This window comes from Mycolicibacterium xanthum (assembly GCF_019710635.1).
GTDB classification, from domain to species: domain Bacteria; phylum Actinomycetota; class Actinomycetes; order Mycobacteriales; family Mycobacteriaceae; genus Mycobacterium; species Mycobacterium xanthum.
In genome coordinates, this window is record NZ_JAIFZS010000061.1 from 1 (window position 1) to 18,458 (window position 18,458).

Sequence of the window (18,458 nt, forward strand, 5' to 3'; positions counted from 1 at the left end):
GCACACAACCGTGCCACCGCGCCCGACAGAGCCTCCCTCGACATGACTCGAACATACATTCGACCACCGACAAACCCGGTTCGCCGCGGGGAAGGTCACCGGCCCCGGGTGGCGCTGAGCAGATGCACAGCAATCCGGTGACGGAGCCGCCGCCGTCCGGTAGCTTGCCTGCATGCCCCTCGAGCTGGCCGCGTTCTTCCGGCCGACTCTGCCGCTCGACCTCAGCGGGCTGGACGCCCTCGATGACGGCCGCTACCACTCGATCTGGATGCCCGATCACCTGGTGAGCTTCTGGCCGGACTCGATCTGGACGCCGGAGTTCACCGACCTCGCCGAGGTGTCGCCGTCGCCGCACCGTTACCTGGACACCCTCACCCTCGCCGGTGCCGTCGCGGCTCGCACCACACGCACCCGGTTCGCCACGAGCGTCCTCGACACCGTCCGCCGCCACCCGGTGATGCTGGCCCAGTCGGCACTCACCCTGAGCCATCTCTCGGGTGGCCGATTCATCCTGGGACTGGGTTCCGGAGAGCGGGAGAACCTGGCCCCCTACGGCTTCGACGACCGAGCCACGGTCAGCCGGTTCGCCGAGGCGGTCCGGCTCATCCGGCAGCTGTGGAACACCGACGGGCCGATCACCTTCGACGGTGAGTTCTACACGCTGGAGCACGCCCGGCTGGACGCCGACCTTCACCCTTCCGGACCGCCACCGATCTGGATCGGGGCCAACGGCCCCCGCATGCTGCGACTCGCCGGTGAACTCGGCGACGGCTGGTGGCCGACGGGCAGCGCCGGACCCGAAGCCTATGCCGGCCAGCTGGCGCGCATCCGCGAGGCGGCCGAACGGGCCGGACGCGACCCACAGGCGATCACGCCGGCGAAGATGGTGGTCTGCCTCATCGGCGAGCCCGACGAACTGAGCGCCATCCTGCAGCGTCCTCTGCTGAAATCGCTGGTGCTGCAACTGACCGCCGATGCGCTGCGGTCCGCCGGTCACCGCCATCCGATGGGCGAGCACTGGCGTGGCATTCAGGACATCGACCCGCGCGTCCTGACCCGTGACAGACTTCTCCGGCTCTTCGAGGAGGTCGACCCGGCCGCGATCCTGTCCGTCGTCCCGCATGGCACGCCGAGGCAGGTCGCCGAGCAGATCGCAGCGTTCGGCGAGGCGGGCGCCCGGATCGTCTCGGTGCTCGACTACAGCGGAATGGCCGGGCAGGCCTACGCCGCAGCGTCGGCGCGCAAAGTTCGCGAGGTCGAGGACGCACTGCTGCAACTCGCGGGAAGCACGCCATGACAACCCTCGACGCCGACGTCCTCGTCACCGAAGCGCAGCGATCGACGGGGCTCACCGACTTCGGTGATGACACCCTGCCCGTGCGGGTGGGGATGGTCGTCGACAGGCTCAACAGTGCCGAACTCGACGAGACAGGTTCGCAGGCGGCTACCCACACGATCAAAGGACTGCTGACCAGCCGCCTGCGTTTCGTCGCCGACCGCGCCCGCCTGCCCCTGGAGGCAGAACGGATCACCGCCCCGCTCTTCGCCACCGGTGAGCCGCGTTCGGGGACGACGCTGCTGCACGCCCTGCTCGCCGAGGACGAGGGCTCGCGCGCGCTGCGGTTCTGGGAGGTCATGTACCCCTCACCGCCGCCCGGCCCGGCCGACGGCGACGACCCGCGCCGGAAACAGGCCGACGCGGACTGGCGGGAGATTCTCGCCCGCATCCCGCCGTGGATCGTCAGCCACCCCTACAACGATCTGCTCGGTGCCGGCCTGCCCGAGTGTGAACGCACGTGGGCCTTCGACTTTCGCGCGATGAACCCGAGCGCCTGGTGGCGGGTTCCAGTAACGATCCAGAACTTTCCGCAAGACCATCACGCGCAGTACGCCCTGCACCGCATGATGCTGCAGCACATCCAATACACCCGCCCGCCGAAGCGATGGGTGCTCAAGGGGTTTCACGGCCGTCGCCTGCGAGCGCTCTTCGATACCTACCCCGACGCCCGCATCGTCTGGGTGCACCGCGACCCGGTGCAGGTGCTCGCCTCGCAGATCGTGGCCTTCGGGCAGATCAACGAGAGCCTCGCCGGGACGCTGGACTGGCGTCAGTACGCCAGGGACACGATCGAGGGGTCGCGGGCCAATTTCCATGCCTACCTCACCGACCCGTTCGTCGACGACCCACGTATCCACCACGTCCGCTACCGCGACTTCGTCACCGACCCGGTCGAAACGATCGGCGGCTTCTACGACTTCGCCGGATTGCCGTTCACAACCGAAACCGAGAAAGCGATGCGTGACTACCTCGTCACCAACCGCAGCGATCGGTACGGCAAGTTCACCTACTCCACCGACGTCCTGCCGGTGTCCGTGGAGGAGTTGCACGAGGAGTTCGCCGCCTACCGCGACCGATTCGGCATCGACATCGAGACGAGGCACTGATGGCCTTCGGCGACAGTGGGGACGACGAGGCGCTGCGCGCGGCGTGGCACGAATTCTGCGACCGACTCAAGACGGCCGGAGATCTCGCCTTCAAGGACAGCTCGCCGGCCAATGCCCTGCAGCGCGCCGACGCCTTCCGCTACCTGACGCAGAACCTCGGGCAGGCCTACGACCTCGCGCTGGAGACCAAGGACACCCGCTATCCGGTGATCCACCCGTTCTGCGGGCCGAGCCGCAAGCTCGGCGGCGACAACGCCGACTTCGTCTATCTGCAGGCGTGGATCGACGGTGTATCGACGTACCGGATCGCGGGGGACCGGGGCACGGCGCGCTTCATCAACTTCACCGTCCAGGGGCCGCGCCCCGACAAGGACGTCTACTACGGCGCCGATCACCCGAATCTGCACGAGCCCTTCGGCGACACCCCCGAGGCGAACATGACCGGCGACGACCTGATCACCGAGCCCGACGGCGGCTTCGTCCTGTACGTGGGAGGTGCTCGGCGAGAACCGAATTGGCTGCCGACCACGCCAGGTTCGCGCAAGCTGTTCATGCGGCAGGGCTTCGACTCCTGGTCGGAGCGCTCGGCGCAGTTCAGCATCGAGCGAATCGACATGGACACGCCGCGTCCGGTGCCGACACCACAGGATCTCATCGCGTCGATGCGCTGGGCCGGCGACTTCCTGACCGGGGCGATGACGGACTGGCCCGACCGCGAGCTGCAGATCGGCTCGCTCTTCGGCGAACCCGAGCCCAATGTGTTCCCCGGCGCGCGCTTCGCGGGCACGGCGGAGCAGCGCGACGCACGCCGCGGCAGGCTCATCGTCACCATGCCGTGGCGCCTCGCGCCGGACGAAGCGCTGATCTTCGAGTTCGCCGACGGCGGGGAGTTCTGGATGCTGACCAATATGGGCGCGTTCTGGAACAGCATGGACTACCTGTACCGGCCCGTGAGCTACACGCCGAGCAGGTCGGCGATCGACCCCGACGGCCGCGTGCGACTGGTGCTGGCCCACGACGACCCCGGTGTGCACAACTGGATCGACACCCAGCATTTCAACGAGGGCTACCTCACGATGCGCGTCATCGGAAGCCGGCAGCTGCCCGAGGTCACCACCAGGGTCGTCGCCCGCGCCGAGGTGGACACCGTGTTGCCGGCCAGCACCCGGCGCGTCACGCCCGAGGAGCGGGCCGCGCAACTGCACGCCCGCTTCGACGCCATCCGCCGCAGATACAGGATCTGACATGGACCCGAAACTCGAGACACTCGCCGCATCGGCCTTCGACAACGTCTATCACGTCGGCCACCTCGTCCCCGATCTGCCGCCCGCCATGCAGGCGCTCGCCGACGCCATGCAGGTGACCTGGGCGCCGCCGTTCGAGATGCGGAGCGGCTTCACCCGTCCGGACGGGTCCACCGACGACCAGACCGTACGCATCGCGTTCACCGCTTCCGGCCCGCCGTACCTGGAGCTGATCGAGGTCGTCGCCGCCGCCGACTCGATCTTCGCCGAACCGAGACTCGGCGGTATGCACCACGTCGGCTACTACGCCCAGCGCTGGCGCGACGACGTCGCGCGGCTGCAGGACGACGGCTGGGAGTTGGAGCGCACCGGTGCCGGCGTCGCGTTCCTGCGCGACCCGCGCAGCGGGCTTCGCCTGGAGGTGGTGAGCTTCAAGGGCCGCGACTTTCTCACCCAGATCCTCAGCGGCGAGATGGCGGCGAGATACCCCCTGACCGAGCGCCCGTGACCGCAGTCGCGCACACCTCGTACGGTGCGTTACGTGGGGACGCGAGTGGCGACATCCTCGTCTTTCGCGGTGTACCGTACGCCGCGGCGCCGACGGGCGAGCGGCGTTGGCGCCCATCACAACCCCCGGCGAGCTGGGCGGGCGTGCGCGAGGCGATCGCATTCGGTCCGATTGCGCCGCAAGACATCTCGCCCGAACGGCTGGCCAAACGCGGCCTGACGATGAGCGAGGACTGCCTGACGCTCAACATCTGGACGCCGGCGGCCGACGACAACCGCCGACCGGTGCTGGTCTTCCTGCACGGCGGTGGGCAGACGCAGGGGCACGGCGCCGCGCCGCTGATCGACGGTTCGCGCCTGGCCCGGCGCGGAGACGTCGTGATGGTGACGATGAACTTCCGGCTCGGTGCGCTGGGCTCCCTCCACTCGCCCGACTGGCACGGCCGCGGCTCCACCAATCTGACACTGCGCGACCAGAAGCAAGCCCTGCAGTGGGTTCGCGAGCAGATCGGCGCTTTCGGCGGTGACCCCGCCGCCATCACCGTGGTGGGGCAGTCCTCCGGTGCAATCGCGATATCGGCCTTCCTCGCAGAAGGGTGCGCCCTCTTCGACCGCGCGATCCTGCAGAGCGGTGGGCTGGAGCGGGTCCGCTCCACGGCGGCCGCCTCCGCCGTGGCCGAGCAGTTCATCGCGGCCGGTGCCTTCGGGTTCTCCGAAGAACCGGGTGTCGAGGAAATCCTTGCCGCGCAGCGCAGCATCGACCCCGGATTCGTGCCACCGCAAGGCCCGTTTCATCCCTGCATCGATGGTGACGTTGTCGGTGAACACCCGTTGGTGGTGGCGCGGACGCACGAGATGCCGGCGATTCCCGTCCTCGCGGGGACGACACGTGACGAGTGGCGGATCTTCGACGCGGCGCTGGACGACGACGTCTTCACCGAGCGGTACGTCCGGGAGCGGGCACAGGCGCTCGCGGGCGATGGGCACGACGCCGACGCGGTGGTGGCGGCCTACCGCGCCGACCACACCACGTTGCGCGACGTCGCCAGCGCGATCGTCACCGACTACCACTTCACCGCGCCGACCGAGCAATTCGTGCGGGCGCACGCCGAGCGCGGCAACACGGTGTTTCGCTACGAACTGCAGTGGACCTCGCCACGACCCGGGTTGGGGGCGTGTCACGACTCGTGCCTGCCCCTGGTCTTCGGCACCCTGCACGCCGCGCCCGCGCTGGCCGGTGACGACGAGGCGGCGCGCCGTACGTCAGACGCGGTTCAGGATCTTTGGCTGGAGTTCGTTCGCGGGGGAGAGCCCTGGGACCGCTACGAAGGTCGCGACGGGTCGACCATGCTGATCGGCCCCGAGAGTGGAATCGCCCGGGGCCACCGCGCCGAGCAACTGGCGCTGTGGGAGAAGCGCTATCCCGCCTATGGGTGAGCGACAAGGTGTTCGGCCAGGGCCGGCCATGCGGGGGATGCGTCGGGGTTGCGGTGGTCATCGGCGCCTCGTGGCGGACGCGATTTCGGGGCGGTCCTGGCCGACGCGCACGTCGGCACGGAATAGTCCTGGCCACTCGCCGCACCGAAAGGCGTTCACCGGGCGCTTGGTCACTTCCGCGGGTGCCGACAACGTGGCTGCGGCGTGTTGACGCCGTCGACACCTCTCGCGCTTCCGCACGTCGCTGCCGCATGGTTCTGGTTGACTCCATCCCATGGACTCCGCCCGCACCACGTTGCCGATCTTCACCCCGTCGCCCTCGCCGGTCACACCGGTCGACATGCGCGACGCGCCACCCGGTCCCTCGTTCACCCAGGTGCAGGCCCCGTCGGGTGCCCCGAACGTCCTCGTCGTGCTCGTCGACGACATGGGGTTCGGCGCTCCGTCGGCCTTCGGGGGACCGTGCCGGATGCCGGTGGCCGAACGACTGGCCGACAACGGGTTGAGATTCACCAGATTTCACACCACGGCGTTGTGCTCGCCGACGCGGGCCGCGCTGTTGTCGGGGCGCAACCACCACAGCGTCGGGATGGGTGCGCTGACCGAGCTGGCCACCACCTGGCCGGGTTACACGTCGATGCGCCGCGAAGACACGGCGCCGATCGCCGAGATCCTGAAGCTGAACGGGTACAACACCGCGGCGTTCGGGAAATGGCATCAGACACCGGTGTGGGAAACCGGGCCGACGGGTCCGTTCGACCGTTGGCCGACCGGTGAGGGTTTCGAGCGCTTCTACGGTTTCCTCGGCGGTGAGACCGACCAGTACCACCCCAGCGTTTTCGAGGGCACCATGCCGGTCACTACCCCAGACGACCCCGACTACCACCTTTCGGTCGACATCACCGACCGCGCGATCTCCTACATCCGGGAGCAGCAGACCATGACCCCGGACAAGCCGTTCTTCGTGTACCTCTCATTCGGCGCCACCCACGCACCGCATCACGTCCCGGCGTCCTACGTCGAGCCGTATCGCGGAGCATTCGACGACGGCTGGGACGCCTGCCGCGAACGGACCCTGGCGCGGCAGCGCGAACTCGGTGTGGTGCCCGATGACTGCATGCTGACCGGCCGGCCCGACGAGATCCCGGCCTGGGATTCGCTGTCCGAGGATCATCACCGGTTGCACCGCCGGATGATGGAGACCTATGCGGGTTTCGCCACCCACACCGACGAGCAGGTCGGCCGTCTCCTCGACGCATTGCAGCAGATGGGTGCGCTCGAGGACACCCTGATCTTCTACCTGCTGGGCGACAACGGCGCGAGCGCAGAAGCCGGCCCGGACGGGACGCTGAACGAGTTCGCGCAGTACAACATCGTTTCCGAGACGGTGCCGCAGATGCTCGAACGCATCGACGAGATCGGTGGCCCGTCGCTGTTCAATCACTACCCGGTCGGCTGGGCGCATGCGATGAATGCGCCCTACCAGTGGACCAAGCAGATCGCCTCCCACTGGGGCGGCACCCGCAACGGGATGATCGTGCACTGGCCCAACGGTTTCGAGGGCCGCGGCGAGATCAGGGACCAGTTCACCCACTGCATCGACATCGGTCCGACGATCCTGGCCGCGGCCGACCTACCGGAGCCGACGACGGTCAACGGCGTGGCGCAGAAACCGCTCGAGGGTGTGTCGTTCACCGAGACACTGGCCGACGCGGCCGCGCCGGAGCATCGCGGCACCCAGTACTTCGAGATGTTCGGCAACCGGGGGATCTACCACGAGGGCTGGTCGGCCTGCACGATCCACGCGATCCCCTGGGTGCTGGCAGGCGACCGACCACCGCTGGCCGACGACGACTGGGAACTCTATGCACCCGACGATTACAGCCAGTCCGACAACATCGCCGCCGACAACCCGGACAAACTGGCCCGCTTGCAAGAACTGTTCCTGATCGAGGGTGCCAAGTACAACGTGTTCCCGATCGACGACCGCAAGGCCGAGCGGCTCGACCCGGTGGCCGCGGGCCGGCCCGATCTGCTGGGGGACCGGGCGACGTTGACGCTCTATCCGGGTGCGACGCATCTGGGTGAAGCGACCGTGCCGAACGTCAAGAACCGGTCGCACACGGTGACCGCCGACATCACCGTCACCGACACCGCCGACGGTGCGATCGTGGCCCAGGGCGGCCGATTCGGCGGCTGGACCCTGTATCTCAACGATGGCATCCCGGCCTACTGCCACAACTGGGTCGATCACGAGTACTACTACGTCAAAGCGGCCGAAGCCCTCACACCGGGACGGCACACCGTTGCCTTCGATTTCGACTACGACGGTGGTGGGCCGGGCAAGGGCGGCACCGGCCGTCTGCTGGTCGACGGCACGGTGGTCGGCGAGGCACGTGTCGACAACACGTGCGGGTACATGTACGCCACCACCGACGGTCTGGATATCGGTCGTGACACCGGCGCAGCGGTCATCGACCACTATCAGTCTGCCGGCGGCTTGTGCACGGCGGAGATCCACAGCGTCACAATCGACATCGCGGCGGATGCCCACCATGACGCGGTAGGCCTGGCTAAGGCTGTCCTCGCGCGCCAGTAGAGTGAATGGCCGGTGACGTAAGCCCGTCGCGACGAAGCAGTCAGCGGGTTGTGTGGGCGCAACTCGTCGAGCTCTATCGATATTGCGCCGGCTGTCCGCTGTGGCAGGGTGTGCGGCGCGGCGGTTGCCAATTCGTTGGGCCCGTCGCCCACGCACCGCCGCGCCGCGGCGTGGGACCACGATCCGTTCAGCGCTACGGCCACCGGGGCGTTGCCCGTGTCGTACGTTGATGTCGGGATGAAGGCGATCGGTTTCGCGTGGGACGCGTGGCGGACGACGCATGGTGGCGCCGGCGCGCTTGCGGCCCGACAAGCGATTCGGCTGCAGGCGCTGGTCACGCACGCGCGCAGGCATTCGCGGTTCTACGCCGAGCGTTACCGGCGGCTTTCACCCATTCCGCCGGATCTGGGTGCCCTGCCGACACTTCCGCCGGTGAACAAGCCGGATTTGATGGCGCGCTTTGACGACTGGGTCACCGATCCCCGGCTGACGAGGAGCGCTGTGGCGGCCTTCGTCGCCGATCCGGCCAACACCGGACGCGACCTGCTCGGCGAGTACGTGGTGTTCACCACGTCCGGGTCGACCGCCGAGCCGGCATTGCTGGTACAGGACCGTCAGGCCGTTGCGGTGATGTTCGGCCTGACCTATGCCAGATCGGCTGGCGTGCTGCCGCCGCGGCTGCTCCTTCGGATCCTCGGGCGCGGGGCGCGGCAGGCCGCGGTGTTCGCCACCGGCGGGCATTTCCTGTCGACCGTGATGTACGAACGGCGGCTGCGTGCGCGGCCGGTGCGGCGTCACTTTTCCCGCTTCTTCTCGGTCCTCGATCCGTTGCCCGAACTCGTCGGCAACCTCAACGAATTCCAGCCAGTACTCCTGAGCACCTATGCCAGCGCGCTGAGCGTGCTGACCGACGAGCAGGAAGCCGGACGCCTGAACATCCATCCACTGGTCATCGCCAGCGGCGGTGAACTGTTGCTCCCCGCCGTCAAGCAGCGTGCACAAGAAGCGTTCGGCTGCACCGTGACGGAAACCTACAACGCCTCGGAAGCCACCCCGCTGTCTCTGCCCTGCCGGCTCGGCAGGCTGCACCTGAACACCGACTGGTACCTCGTCGAGCCTATCGACGCATCCGGTGCGCCCGTGCCGGCCGGGCGGCGGTCCGACTCGCTGCTGCTGACAAACCTGGCCAACTACGTGCAGCCCCTGATCCGGTACGAGCTCGGCGACAGTGTGACGATCGATGCCGATCCATGTCCGTGCGGCAGTCCACTGCCGACCGTGACACCGGAGGGACGGACCGATGAGCTGCTGACGGTGCCCGGGCGGCAAGGTGTGAGTGTGGTGCTGTTGCCGATGGCGCTCGCCACCGTGGTCGAGGAGACCCCGGGTGTGCTGCGCTACCAGATCATCCAGACCGCCCACGCGGGCCTGACAATCCGGCTGGATGAAGACCCCGATCGGGACCGTTGGGACGTCTGGCGGGAGGTCCGCCGACGGCTCGTAGAGTTCCTCGCCGCCCAAGGAGCCGGCCCGGTGGCCGTCGACCTGGCTGCCGAGCGCCCCCAAGTGAACCCGCGCAACGGGAAGTTGCGGCATGTGTTCCGTGCCGTTCTCCGTTCGTGAGGGCGCCGCGCCTCCCCGCCTGTCAGACCACTGCTTCGAATCGCTGCACATGGGCGGCGTGTGTACCAGCACCAGGGCCACAAGTCCCGGCACCGGGGACTTTGACGCCCCGCAGAACGGGCGTCCGGTGCAGGATCCGGTCAGCGGTCGAGAGATGTTCCGATGACCTGGCGGTACTTGCCGCTTGCCCCGACCAAGTCGGGAGGCTGATGGTCGTCGCGCAGCGATACGTTCCGCAGTCCCTGGCGGTCCAAAAAAACCCGCAGCAAGTGCGATACCGAGGTCCACACTTGCGCGCGCTGTTCGCTGTTCTTGCAGGAAAACCGGACTGCGAGGAGGGTCGGGTCCTGCTGGATCAGTTGGACGCGGTCGAGGCCATCGACGTCTTCGAGCCCAGCGGTAATGGCGAGCGGAAGTACTTCGACGACGGTGCCGTTTGCGGCGAACCGCAGGACGTCGTCGCATCGGCCGATCACCCGGATGGCGGGCAGCGGGCTTCCGCAGTCACAGGGGTCGGGGCGAGCCAGCACGGAATCTCCGAGGTCGTACCGAATGATGGGCTGCACTCGGTTGGACAGGTCGGTGAGTAGCACGGTGTACGAGGGTTGTCCCGGCGGGACCGGTTGGTAGTCGGCGTCGACGGGCTCGAGGATCATCCAGTCGCTGCGGTAATGCAGCCACTCATGCCGACAGGTGGTGGCGACCAGCAGGCACTCGGAGCTTACGTAGGCGTCGATGACGGGCGCTTCGAACGCTGCCGCCATTGTGCGGCGCGCATCGATGGAAACCGTTTCGCCGCCGGTCGCGACGAGACTCGGCCGTATCTGCAGTCGCCCAGCGCGCTGCTCTTGCGCGAGTTGATGGATCGCACTGGGATACCCCTCGAGAATCGCAGGGTCGATGGTGTTGAGCTGCGACACCATTTCGCCCAGGGGTTGTCCGACACTGACGAGTTGCTCACGCTGCGTCCTGCACTTGCTGTCGCGCTGCGCCATGGTGACGATGCCCGCTCCGGCGAAGTGGCCGCCCGTACCGACAACGCGGGCCTGGCGCATCCTTTTGGCGAGGAGCCGGCGCCAGCGGGCTCGGCGCAACCCTCTGACGGCGCCGAACGCATAACAGGCGTAGGTCGTCGCGATTGCGGCACGGTCCGCCACGAATATCCCGGGCCGGCCGGTGGTGCCTGAGCTCCGGCACACGAAATACTCATCGAGAAAACGGATTCCGCTCAGCGAGGAGTCGGCCACGAAAGCCTCCACGTCCGCACGTGTTATCCGACGATCCGTAACCCAATCGTCAAAGCGCGCCATCAGCTCTGGTTTGTCCGTTACAGGCAGGTCCGACAGGCTCACCCGGCCACATTGCAGCCGCGCAAACGCCTCCCGGAAAAATGGGGAGTAGACCCGGGCCTGAGCGACCAGCGCTGCGAGGCGTTCCTCTTGCCGACGCTGCAGACCTACTGGACCCTCCCGTTCTGCCCTCCAGAGATCGGCAGCCACCCCCATGGCCGAGCCAATGTCTCTCATCTCAACCTCCCGGCGTTGACGTTCGAGGTGGACCCGAGGCCGAAGTGAGCCAGGGCTCTGGCGGATGGCTCAGCCATACGAGAGGCCGCGCTGACATTGTGTCAGGCTGCAGGTGCCATCGAATCGGAGTCCGGATCAGGAGCAAGTCACGGACTGGCCCACAGCGGCAGTGTTGACCGCCGCCCCGATCCAACACCGCGTTGGCTACCGGTGACTCGGCCGACGGTGCCCAACCGCGACAACCCCGAACGGGACATTCGCATGTCGCGATCGATCGTGGCCTACACGCCCTGAAAGGGAAATCGGCCACCGTGCATGTCTTCGCTCTCGGCCAACAGCCCGACAGTGGCTGATTGAGCTGGCGCTCAGTGGATCACTGTGCCGATCGCCGACGCGCGCCGGCACCCTCGGCGCTTCGGGATCAGTAGCCCCAAGGCCCGTGGTCCATCATTCCCGGCCCCCAGGGCCCGGGAGCCCACTGTCCCGGCCCCATCATTCCTGGGCCCCACTCTCCGGGGCCCATCATGCCGCCGTGGTCCCACTCGTCGGGTCCGGGACAGTCGGGATACCAGACGTTGTCTGCACCCCAACATCCCTGCGGGTCCGGATTCGGGTCGTGGGCCGGGTATACCGGCGCGGAAACGGTGCCCGGCTGGGCGGTCGCGGCTGCGCCGCCGATCACCGAACCGCAGAGGGCAAGGACCGCCAGAGCGGCGGTCGTGAATCTTGTGGCGGTGAACATGATCGTCACCCCTTGTCGTTGTGTGCTTTCCACCTTCACGCATTGCTAATCGGGTGGACTGACATCCAGTTCGGCATACATTCCGGTCCAGTAGTGACCGGGAATGTTGCAGATCAACTCGTAGCGGCCCGGTGTGAGCGTGACGGTGGTCCAGCCGATACCACCGGGGGCGATGCCGTCGGTGCCCGGATCGTCGTCATCGCGCTGCGCTCCGCAGCCATCCGAAACCTCGCCCAGGCTGCCGGTCTCCTCGACGGTGCCATCGGCGTTGATGGCACGTTGCCCCGGGTATCGGCCCCTCGTAAGGGGCAGCACCACCAATTCGTCCCGCAACCGGCCGGCATTGGTCACCCGGAACGACGCCTCACCGGGAGCAACGGTGGCCGGCTGGACGAGGATGCGCATCATCCCCATGCCTGGGCCCCGGAAGCCCATCCCGTGGCCCATCATGGCGTGCATGTCGGTGAGGGTGATGTCGACGACGGCGCCCGGCAAAGCCGGCACCGCGCAGGAGGCGACAGGAGATCCCCTGGACCCCAGGAATGCGGGACCGGTCGGATACGGCGCATCGGCGACGACGTGACCGTGGTGCATCGACGGCCCAACGGTCAACGCCACCGCGCATGCCACTGCGACCACTGCCGCACCGAGTGCGACAGCCAGGTCGCGCGAGTCCCGGTGGATGCGCATCGCCCTCAGCGGTGTTCGCGCAGCAGCGTAATCCGCCGCCGGAACTCGTCTTCGTCGATCTCACCCCGGGCGAAGCGGTCGGCCAGTCGATCCTCCGCCCGCATGCCCTCCGAGACCGGGCCGCCGCGGTGCTGTGCGCTCCCGCCCCCCGACAGGTAGCGGACGGCGAAGACGACCGCCACGATCACCGCGACCACCAGCACCACCAGCAAGGTTGTCATGAGGATGCCGCCCCCGCCCCAGCCGTTACCCCATCCCCATCCGTATCCGCACATCGCTGCCTCCCGAACAAGGCACTGTCCTGAACCTTCGTAGGCCAGGATGCGCCGGCGCCGCGCCGAAGGGTAGGGCCGATGGTCCCGTTTTCCCGCTGCACCGCTATAACATCGCCGAATGACGATGACGACCGGGCCGGCGGCCGTGCATCGGGCAGAGCTGGCATCGGCGGCGGCGTTGTTTCGTTCGCTCGGGGACCCCACCTGGTTGGCGATCCTGCGCCGGCTGGCGGTTGGGCCGGCGCGGGTCGTCGAGCTGGTGCAGGTGGCGGGTCTGGCGCAGTCCACCGTCTCCAGGCACCTGGCCTGCCTGCGGGACTGCGGTCTGGTGGCCTCCGAGCCGGTGGGGCGCGCCTCGCTGTTTCGACTCACCCAACCTGCACTGATCGATGTGTTCACCGCTGCCCAAGCCGTGTTGGATGCGACCGGTCCAGCTGCGACCGGCTGTCCGGCATTCGGCATCGACGGCTTCGCACCCGAAACACCGTGACCCACGCCGGCGGCGCACCCACCGATGCCCGGGCGGTCCGGCTCACCCGAAAGGGCCTGCGCCTGGCGCAGTTCACCATCGCCTACAACGTCGCCGAAGGCGTCATCGCCGTCACGGCCGGACTCGTCGCCGGGCTCATCTCGGTCGTCGGATTCGGATTCGACTCGGCCATCGAGTCGCTTTCCGCGATCCTGGTCACTCTGCGGTTGTCCGCCCGGCTGCGCGACGGAAGCGTCGATGAACGCAGGGAACGTCAGACCCTCAGGCTCGTCGCCGTCTCGTTCTTCGTCCTCGCCGCGTATGTCACCGTCGAGGGCATCCGCGATCTCGTTGCCGGCGAGAGGCCGCACGCCTCCCCGGTCGCGGTCGGCCTGCTCGTGACATCGCTCGTCGTGATGCCCGTCCTGGCGGCGGCGAAGAAGCGAGTCGGGGCGGCCCTTCGCGACAACCTGATCCTCGCCGACGCCGCGCAGACCAAGATCTGCGTGCTGCTCAGCATCTCCACCCTGCTCGGCGTGGGCTTGTTCCAACTCACCGGAATCGCCTGGCTCGACCCGGCGGCCGGGTTCGTCATCGCCGCCTTCGCCGTCCATGAGGGCCGAGAGGCCTGGGCCGGCGAGCTCGTCGACGACTGAACGTCGAGCAACCGGGCGCCGGGCCCGGGCCCGGGCGTCCGGCCCTCTCGCGGCGTCGTGCCCCCGATCAGGTGATGGTGCGGATCAGCTTCTTGTTGACGAACTCGCCGATACCCAGGGTGCCGAGCTCCCGGCCGAAGCCGGAACGCTTGATCCCGCCGAACGGGAGCTCCACACCGTCGGCCTGCACCCCGTTGACGAACACCATGCCCGCGTCGATCTTGGCGGCGACCCGCTTGGCCTGCTCGGCATCGGTGGTGAAGACGTAGGAACCCAGCCCGAACGGGGTGTCGTTGGCCAGTGCCAGTGCCTCGTCCTCCGATCCGGCCTTGAAGACCATCGCGATCGGCCCGAACAGCTCCTGGTAGTAGGCGTCGTTGTCGGGGTGCACATCGGTCAGCACACCGGTCGGGAAGAAGGCGCCGCTGCGCTCGCCGGCGCTGGCCAGCGTCGCACCCTGCTCGACGGCGCTGTCGACCTGCTCCTGCAGGCGCTCGGCGGCCAGCGCCGACGACAGCGGGGTGATGCTGTCGGCGGCAGCGAGAACCGCGGCGGTGAACTTCTCCACGAACGGCTCGTAGAGCTCCTCGATCACGATGAACCGCTTTGCCGCGTTGCAGGCCTGCCCGGTGTTGTCCAGCCGTGCCGCCACCGCCTTCTCGACCGTGTCGTCCAGATCGCCGGTGGACAGCAGGATGAACGGGTCGGAACCACCCAGTTCGAGCACCACCTTCTTCAGGTTGCGGCCGGCAACCTCGGCGACGGCCGCGCCGGCGCGCTCGGATCCGGTCAACGAGATCGCCGCGACCCGCGGATCCTCGATGAGCGTGGCCACCTGCTCGTTGGTGGCGTAGATGTTGACGTAGGCCCCCGGCGGGAAGCCCGCGTCGTCGAAGATCTGCTGGATCGCCGCCGACGACTCCGGACATTGCGGGGCGTGCTTGAGCAGGATGGTGTTGCCGATGCACAGGTTGGGGCCGGCGAAGCGGGCGACCTGGTAGGCCGGGAAGTTCCACGGCATGATGCCCAGCAGGACGCCGTAGGGGCAGCTCTTGATCACCGCGTCACCGGTGCCGTCGAGCAGTTCGATCGGCTGGTCGGCGAGCAGCTTCTCGGCGTTGTCGGCGTAGTACTCGTAGATCGCGCCGCTGAACTCCACCTCGCCGATCGCATCCTCCAGTGGCTTGCCCATCTCACGCACGATGATCGCGCCCAGTTCGGCCGCGCGTTCGTTGTGCAACTCACCGACACGACGGACCAGCGCCGCGCGCTCGGCGACGGTCGTGGTCTTCGCCCACGTCTTACCGGCCGCGAACGCCGATGCCAGGGCGGCCTCGATCTCGGCGTCGGTGGCGGTCGGGTACTCCTTGACGACGTCGCCGGAAGCCGGGTCGGTCACGGCATACAGGCTCATCTTGTTCCTCCAGTGTCGGTCGCGGTGAACGGGTCGCTGTGCGCTCCCTACAGATCAGTACAGCGTGATGAAGAGTCTGTCACTGACGGCGCGGAAGAGGCCGGAAATCCACGGCGTGACCTCGATCCGGATGGTGTCCGACACGTCTCTTCTGCGGACGGATTCGTGGGCGGTCACCGGCGTGCCGGGCCGTCGGGCGGACCGATCGACACGATCCTTGCGTTCCGATGACGGCGAAGGCCGGGTCCGCCCGAGCTCGAGGGGCAAATCTGAGACGATCTTGAGGAACGACGGGCGGTCAGTACTGGCGGTACCGCCGTTGGACGTGGTCGCGGCGAACTCCGATGACCGCGCGCCGTTCGCCGGCCGACACCGTGCGGGTTTCCGCGGGCAATGTCGCACGCACATCGGCCAGCGCGACCGTGCGCACCGCGATCTGAGGCAGCGCGTCGGGCGGTTGCGGGTAGGTCCAGCGCGCGGTGAGGAAGCCTTCCCGAAGGCCGGTGGTATCCAGCCAATTCGGCACGCCGGGGTCGGCGTGCGAGACCACGAAGCGCGTCGCTCCGTCGCCGTCGGGCTCGGCCTGAAACCCGTTGAGGCTCGTGTGCCGATTGGCGTAGTCCAGTGACTCGCCCCAGAAGTTCGCGAGGTGGAAGCCGAAGTACACCGGCGCCACCGGAGTCTTCAGCTCGACGATGAGCGCCTCGTCGGGTTCCAGGTCGAACGTGCCGCCGCTGTAGACATTGGTGCTCTGCCCGCCACCGGTCCCCATCTGCGCCCGGTTCGGCGCGTTGAGGTCGTTGCGCGGCATGAACCGCGGGCCGTCGTCGCCGCGACGGCGAAACGCGCCGAGCAGGCTGTCGTAGAACTGATTCCAGAAGTTGATCTGGCCGTCGGCGATCTCGCCGACCCGGCGCAGTCGCTCCGCCGCGGCTGCCGGCGTGATCGCCCCGGCCGGCTCGGCATCGGGGTCGGCCCGGCCGATCAGCAACTCGGGGGCGACCTCGTTCTCCCAGTCGTGGAACAACGAACGCACGATGACGTATCGCGCGCAACGATCGTCGAGGCGGGTGGGCAGGAACGCGCCGCGGCAGTCGGCCGGCCGCTCGGGCGCCAGCGTGATCTCGAAGCGACCGTCGTCGTCGACCGTCAACTCGGTGCTGTCCACCGCACCGGTGATGACGCGTCCCGTCGGTCCGAGCTCGGTCAGGCTGCCGGTATCGCCGGCGTAGGACGTGTGCGCCTCCGCGATCAGGTATTGCGGGGCCTTGGGTCCCGTGCCGGAGCCGCTGTGGTGCGCGCCGGACCGCCAGTGCGCGTGGTCGGCCACCCGCCCGCGGATCAGGTACCGCCGGGTTCCGTCGATGGCGGCCGACAGGTAGAGGGCGTCGGCGTTGTCGATGGTGCCCTTGTCGACGGGTTGAATGGCCCTCCGGAAGTAGGGCAGGTCCGGTTCCTCGAGGAAGGCCCGCTCGACGCCGCTGAGGACATAGCCCATCAGGTACCGGTATCCCTCCGCGAGCCCCCGGTCGGTCGGCGGCGGGGCGTGCAGCGCCGGAGTGTCGATCGCGGCGCGGGCCCGCTCGAGCGCGGAGACCATGTCCGTCCAGGCTGCCCGCAGGGTGGCCGCACTCTGCTCAATGGACATCTCAGTGCGCATCTCGGTGGACATCGGCGTACTCCTCATGGTCTGCGTCCCAACCGAACTCGTCGAACAGCGGAGCCAGCCTGGTCCTGATCTCGTCGGGGTCCAGGCCGAACTCCTGCAGGTTGTAGTGGTGGGCCGTCTCGTGGGTCTGTCCATCCGCACGCTCGAATGCCCGGGTGGCGGCCGGTCCCGCCGGCAGGCCGAGGTCGCGATAGATCCCGAACATGGTGGCCGACGGGTGCCCGACGAGGTCGCGATAGTCCACCACACACGACCTGACGCCGGGATGGGCCGCGAGGACCTCGAGAGGGTGGGTGTAGGAGTGGTACGACTGATCGGCCAGCGTCCGCAACGAGGTCTGGATCAGCTGCTCGTCGCGCCCCTGCAGCCGCCACGAGTTCTGCAGCATCTTCAGCAGGCTCGGGATGGTGTCGTAGGGATTGCGCACCGGCACGATGAAGCCGGCGTCGGGGAACGTCTCGATCAGCGACTCGACGCGACCACAGAACGTCGGATTCTTGCTCAGGAGCGTTCCGCCGCCGTTGAGGGCGACCTGACGCCGCACGCATTCCCGGTAGAACTGCATCACCCGGCGCCGCTTGCGGCTCGGCCAGCGGTCGACGTGATAGAAGTCCAGCTGGTCGAGGTAGGGGAACAACACGATCCACGACCCGGACGCCAGCGAGAAGGTCAGCAGGAAGTCATCCTCCTCGGCGGTGAACAACCCGGTTCGGTGCATGTCGTTCGTCGCCGCGAACGCCTTGTCGTCGACCGCGTCCAGCCGACGGCGCAGCCGGCTCCCGAAGAGCTTCTCGTCGATCCCGAGCAGCAGCCTCAACAGCCGCTTCTCCAGCAGCGAGGGGAAGAACATCTCGTAGAGCAGTACGTAGCTGAACTGCGGATCGTTCGTCATCAGGCGATGCAGATAGGTGGTGCCGCTGCGGGCGTGGCCCACACAGAAGATCGGCCGGCGCACCTCGGTGCGCCGCAGCGACGGGAACAGCAGCGGGTCCAGCGCGAAGCAGATGGCGTGTAGGGCGGCCACCGCGGGAAGGGCGAACAGGAAGGCGGCGTACAGCTTTAGCCGCCGGGAGGCGGGCCGTTCGGCCCTCAGCAGGGTCAGCATCCTGCGGTACGTCCACCAGTCGAAGTAGAACCGGCCACCGGTCACGCTTGGCCATTG

At 67.9% G+C, this 18,458-nt stretch carries 16 protein-coding genes; 9 read left to right on the forward strand and 7 right to left on the reverse strand.

Translation table 11 applies throughout. The features are described from left to right. Window positions 1–172: 172 nt before the first annotated feature. From JDV09_RS21735 to JDV09_RS21765, 7 genes are all read left to right on the forward strand, one after another. Window positions 173–1,297 (forward strand): LLM class flavin-dependent oxidoreductase, encoded by a 1,125-nt coding sequence (locus JDV09_RS21735; RefSeq protein ID WP_221371214.1) that lies wholly within the window; start codon window positions 173–175, stop codon window positions 1,295–1,297. Beyond that, window positions 1,294–2,445: a sulfotransferase family protein gene (locus JDV09_RS21740; protein WP_221371215.1), complete on the forward strand. Its 1,152-nt coding sequence runs from the start codon at window positions 1,294–1,296 to the stop codon at window positions 2,443–2,445. Before JDV09_RS21735 ends, JDV09_RS21740 begins: the two co-directional genes overlap by 4 nt. Continuing rightward, window positions 2,445–3,689, forward strand: coding sequence for a DUF1214 domain-containing protein (locus JDV09_RS21745; RefSeq protein WP_221371216.1), 1,245 nt, complete (start codon window positions 2,445–2,447; stop codon window positions 3,687–3,689). The genes JDV09_RS21740 and JDV09_RS21745 overlap by 1 nt, the downstream gene beginning before the upstream one ends. Window position 3,690: 1 nt before the next feature. Beyond that, the gene (locus JDV09_RS21750) at window positions 3,691–4,197 is read left to right on the forward strand and encodes a VOC family protein (RefSeq protein WP_221371217.1); all 507 of its coding nucleotides are present in this window, start codon (window positions 3,691–3,693) and stop codon (window positions 4,195–4,197) included. Beyond that, window positions 4,194–5,633, forward strand: a complete 1,440-nt coding sequence (locus tag JDV09_RS21755) for a carboxylesterase/lipase family protein (protein ID WP_221371218.1) — start codon at window positions 4,194–4,196, stop codon at window positions 5,631–5,633. The genes JDV09_RS21750 and JDV09_RS21755 overlap by 4 nt, the downstream gene beginning before the upstream one ends. A gap of 274 nt (window positions 5,634–5,907) precedes the next feature. Continuing rightward, entirely contained in the window at window positions 5,908–8,232 is a 2,325-nt protein-coding gene (locus JDV09_RS21760; RefSeq protein WP_221371219.1) for an arylsulfatase, read from the forward strand. Between the two features lie 108 nt (window positions 8,233–8,340). After that, window positions 8,341–9,855, forward strand: a complete 1,515-nt coding sequence (locus tag JDV09_RS21765) for a phenylacetate--CoA ligase family protein (RefSeq protein WP_221371220.1) — start codon at window positions 8,341–8,343, stop codon at window positions 9,853–9,855. 140 nt (window positions 9,856–9,995) lie between these two features. Here the strand turns inward: JDV09_RS21765 and JDV09_RS21770 are convergent, their stop codons facing one another. The 4 genes from JDV09_RS21770 to JDV09_RS21785 form a co-directional block, all read right to left on the reverse strand. Further along, window positions 9,996–11,207, reverse strand: a complete 1,212-nt coding sequence (locus JDV09_RS21770; protein ID WP_221371221.1) for a phenylacetate--CoA ligase family protein — start codon at window positions 11,205–11,207, stop codon at window positions 9,996–9,998. 595 nt (window positions 11,208–11,802) lie between these two features. Further along, complete coding sequence (locus tag JDV09_RS21775) at window positions 11,803–12,123, reverse strand: hypothetical protein (protein WP_221371287.1); 321 nt, start codon at window positions 12,121–12,123, stop codon at window positions 11,803–11,805. Between the two features lie 45 nt (window positions 12,124–12,168). Next, window positions 12,169–12,813 (reverse strand): sulfocyanin, encoded by a 645-nt coding sequence (locus JDV09_RS21780; RefSeq protein WP_221371222.1) that lies wholly within the window; start codon window positions 12,811–12,813, stop codon window positions 12,169–12,171. A 5-nt stretch (window positions 12,814–12,818) separates the two neighbouring features. Next, the gene (locus JDV09_RS21785; RefSeq protein ID WP_372452998.1) at window positions 12,819–13,034 is read right to left on the reverse strand and encodes an SHOCT domain-containing protein; all 216 of its coding nucleotides are present in this window, start codon (window positions 13,032–13,034) and stop codon (window positions 12,819–12,821) included. 172 nt (window positions 13,035–13,206) lie between these two features. Between JDV09_RS21785 and JDV09_RS21790 the strand changes: the two genes are divergently transcribed. Further along, window positions 13,207–13,578: an ArsR/SmtB family transcription factor gene (locus JDV09_RS21790; protein ID WP_221371224.1), complete on the forward strand. Its 372-nt coding sequence runs from the start codon at window positions 13,207–13,209 to the stop codon at window positions 13,576–13,578. After that, entirely contained in the window at window positions 13,575–14,213 is a 639-nt protein-coding gene (locus JDV09_RS21795) for a cation efflux transmembrane domain-containing protein (RefSeq protein WP_221371225.1), read from the forward strand. The genes JDV09_RS21790 and JDV09_RS21795 overlap by 4 nt, the downstream gene beginning before the upstream one ends. 67 nt (window positions 14,214–14,280) lie before the next feature. Here the strand turns inward: JDV09_RS21795 and JDV09_RS21800 are convergent, their stop codons facing one another. From JDV09_RS21800 to JDV09_RS21810, 3 genes are all read right to left on the reverse strand, one after another. Then, window positions 14,281–15,627 (reverse strand): aldehyde dehydrogenase family protein, encoded by a 1,347-nt coding sequence (locus JDV09_RS21800; protein WP_221371226.1) that lies wholly within the window; start codon window positions 15,625–15,627, stop codon window positions 14,281–14,283. Window positions 15,628–15,925: 298 nt separating this feature from the next. Next, window positions 15,926–17,299: a hypothetical protein gene (locus tag JDV09_RS21805; RefSeq protein WP_255605813.1), complete on the reverse strand. Its 1,374-nt coding sequence runs from the start codon at window positions 17,297–17,299 to the stop codon at window positions 15,926–15,928. Continuing rightward, complete coding sequence (locus JDV09_RS21810; RefSeq protein WP_221371227.1) at window positions 17,277–18,446, reverse strand: sulfotransferase family protein; 1,170 nt, start codon at window positions 18,444–18,446, stop codon at window positions 17,277–17,279. Before JDV09_RS21810 ends, JDV09_RS21805 begins: the two co-directional genes overlap by 23 nt. Window positions 18,447–18,458: the final 12 nt, after the last annotated feature.

Bases quoted from the DNA above. Each gene is read 5' to 3' on its own strand.
- JDV09_RS21745 (WP_221371216.1), top strand. From the start codon at position 2,445: ATGGCCTTCGGCGACAGTGGGGACGACGAGGCGCTGCGCGCGGCGTGG.
- JDV09_RS21790 (WP_221371224.1), top strand. From the start codon at position 13,207: ATGACGATGACGACCGGGCCGGCGGCCGTGCATCGGGCAGAGCTGGCA.
- JDV09_RS21750 (WP_221371217.1), top strand. From the start codon at position 3,691: ATGGACCCGAAACTCGAGACACTCGCCGCATCGGCCTTCGACAACGTC.
- JDV09_RS21785 (WP_372452998.1), bottom strand. From the start codon at position 13,034: ATGACAACCTTGCTGGTGGTGCTGGTGGTCGCGGTGATCGTGGCGGTC.
- JDV09_RS21760 (WP_221371219.1), top strand. From the start codon at position 5,908: ATGGACTCCGCCCGCACCACGTTGCCGATCTTCACCCCGTCGCCCTCG.
- JDV09_RS21735 (WP_221371214.1), top strand. From the start codon at position 173: ATGCCCCTCGAGCTGGCCGCGTTCTTCCGGCCGACTCTGCCGCTCGAC.
- JDV09_RS21805 (WP_255605813.1), bottom strand. From the start codon at position 17,299: ATGTCCACCGAGATGCGCACTGAGATGTCCATTGAGCAGAGTGCGGCC.
- JDV09_RS21800 (WP_221371226.1), bottom strand. From the start codon at position 15,627: ATGAGCCTGTATGCCGTGACCGACCCGGCTTCCGGCGACGTCGTCAAG.
- JDV09_RS21775 (WP_221371287.1), bottom strand. From the start codon at position 12,123: ATGTTCACCGCCACAAGATTCACGACCGCCGCTCTGGCGGTCCTTGCC.
- JDV09_RS21780 (WP_221371222.1), bottom strand. From the start codon at position 12,813: ATGCGCATCCACCGGGACTCGCGCGACCTGGCTGTCGCACTCGGTGCG.
- JDV09_RS21740 (WP_221371215.1), top strand. From the start codon at position 1,294: ATGACAACCCTCGACGCCGACGTCCTCGTCACCGAAGCGCAGCGATCG.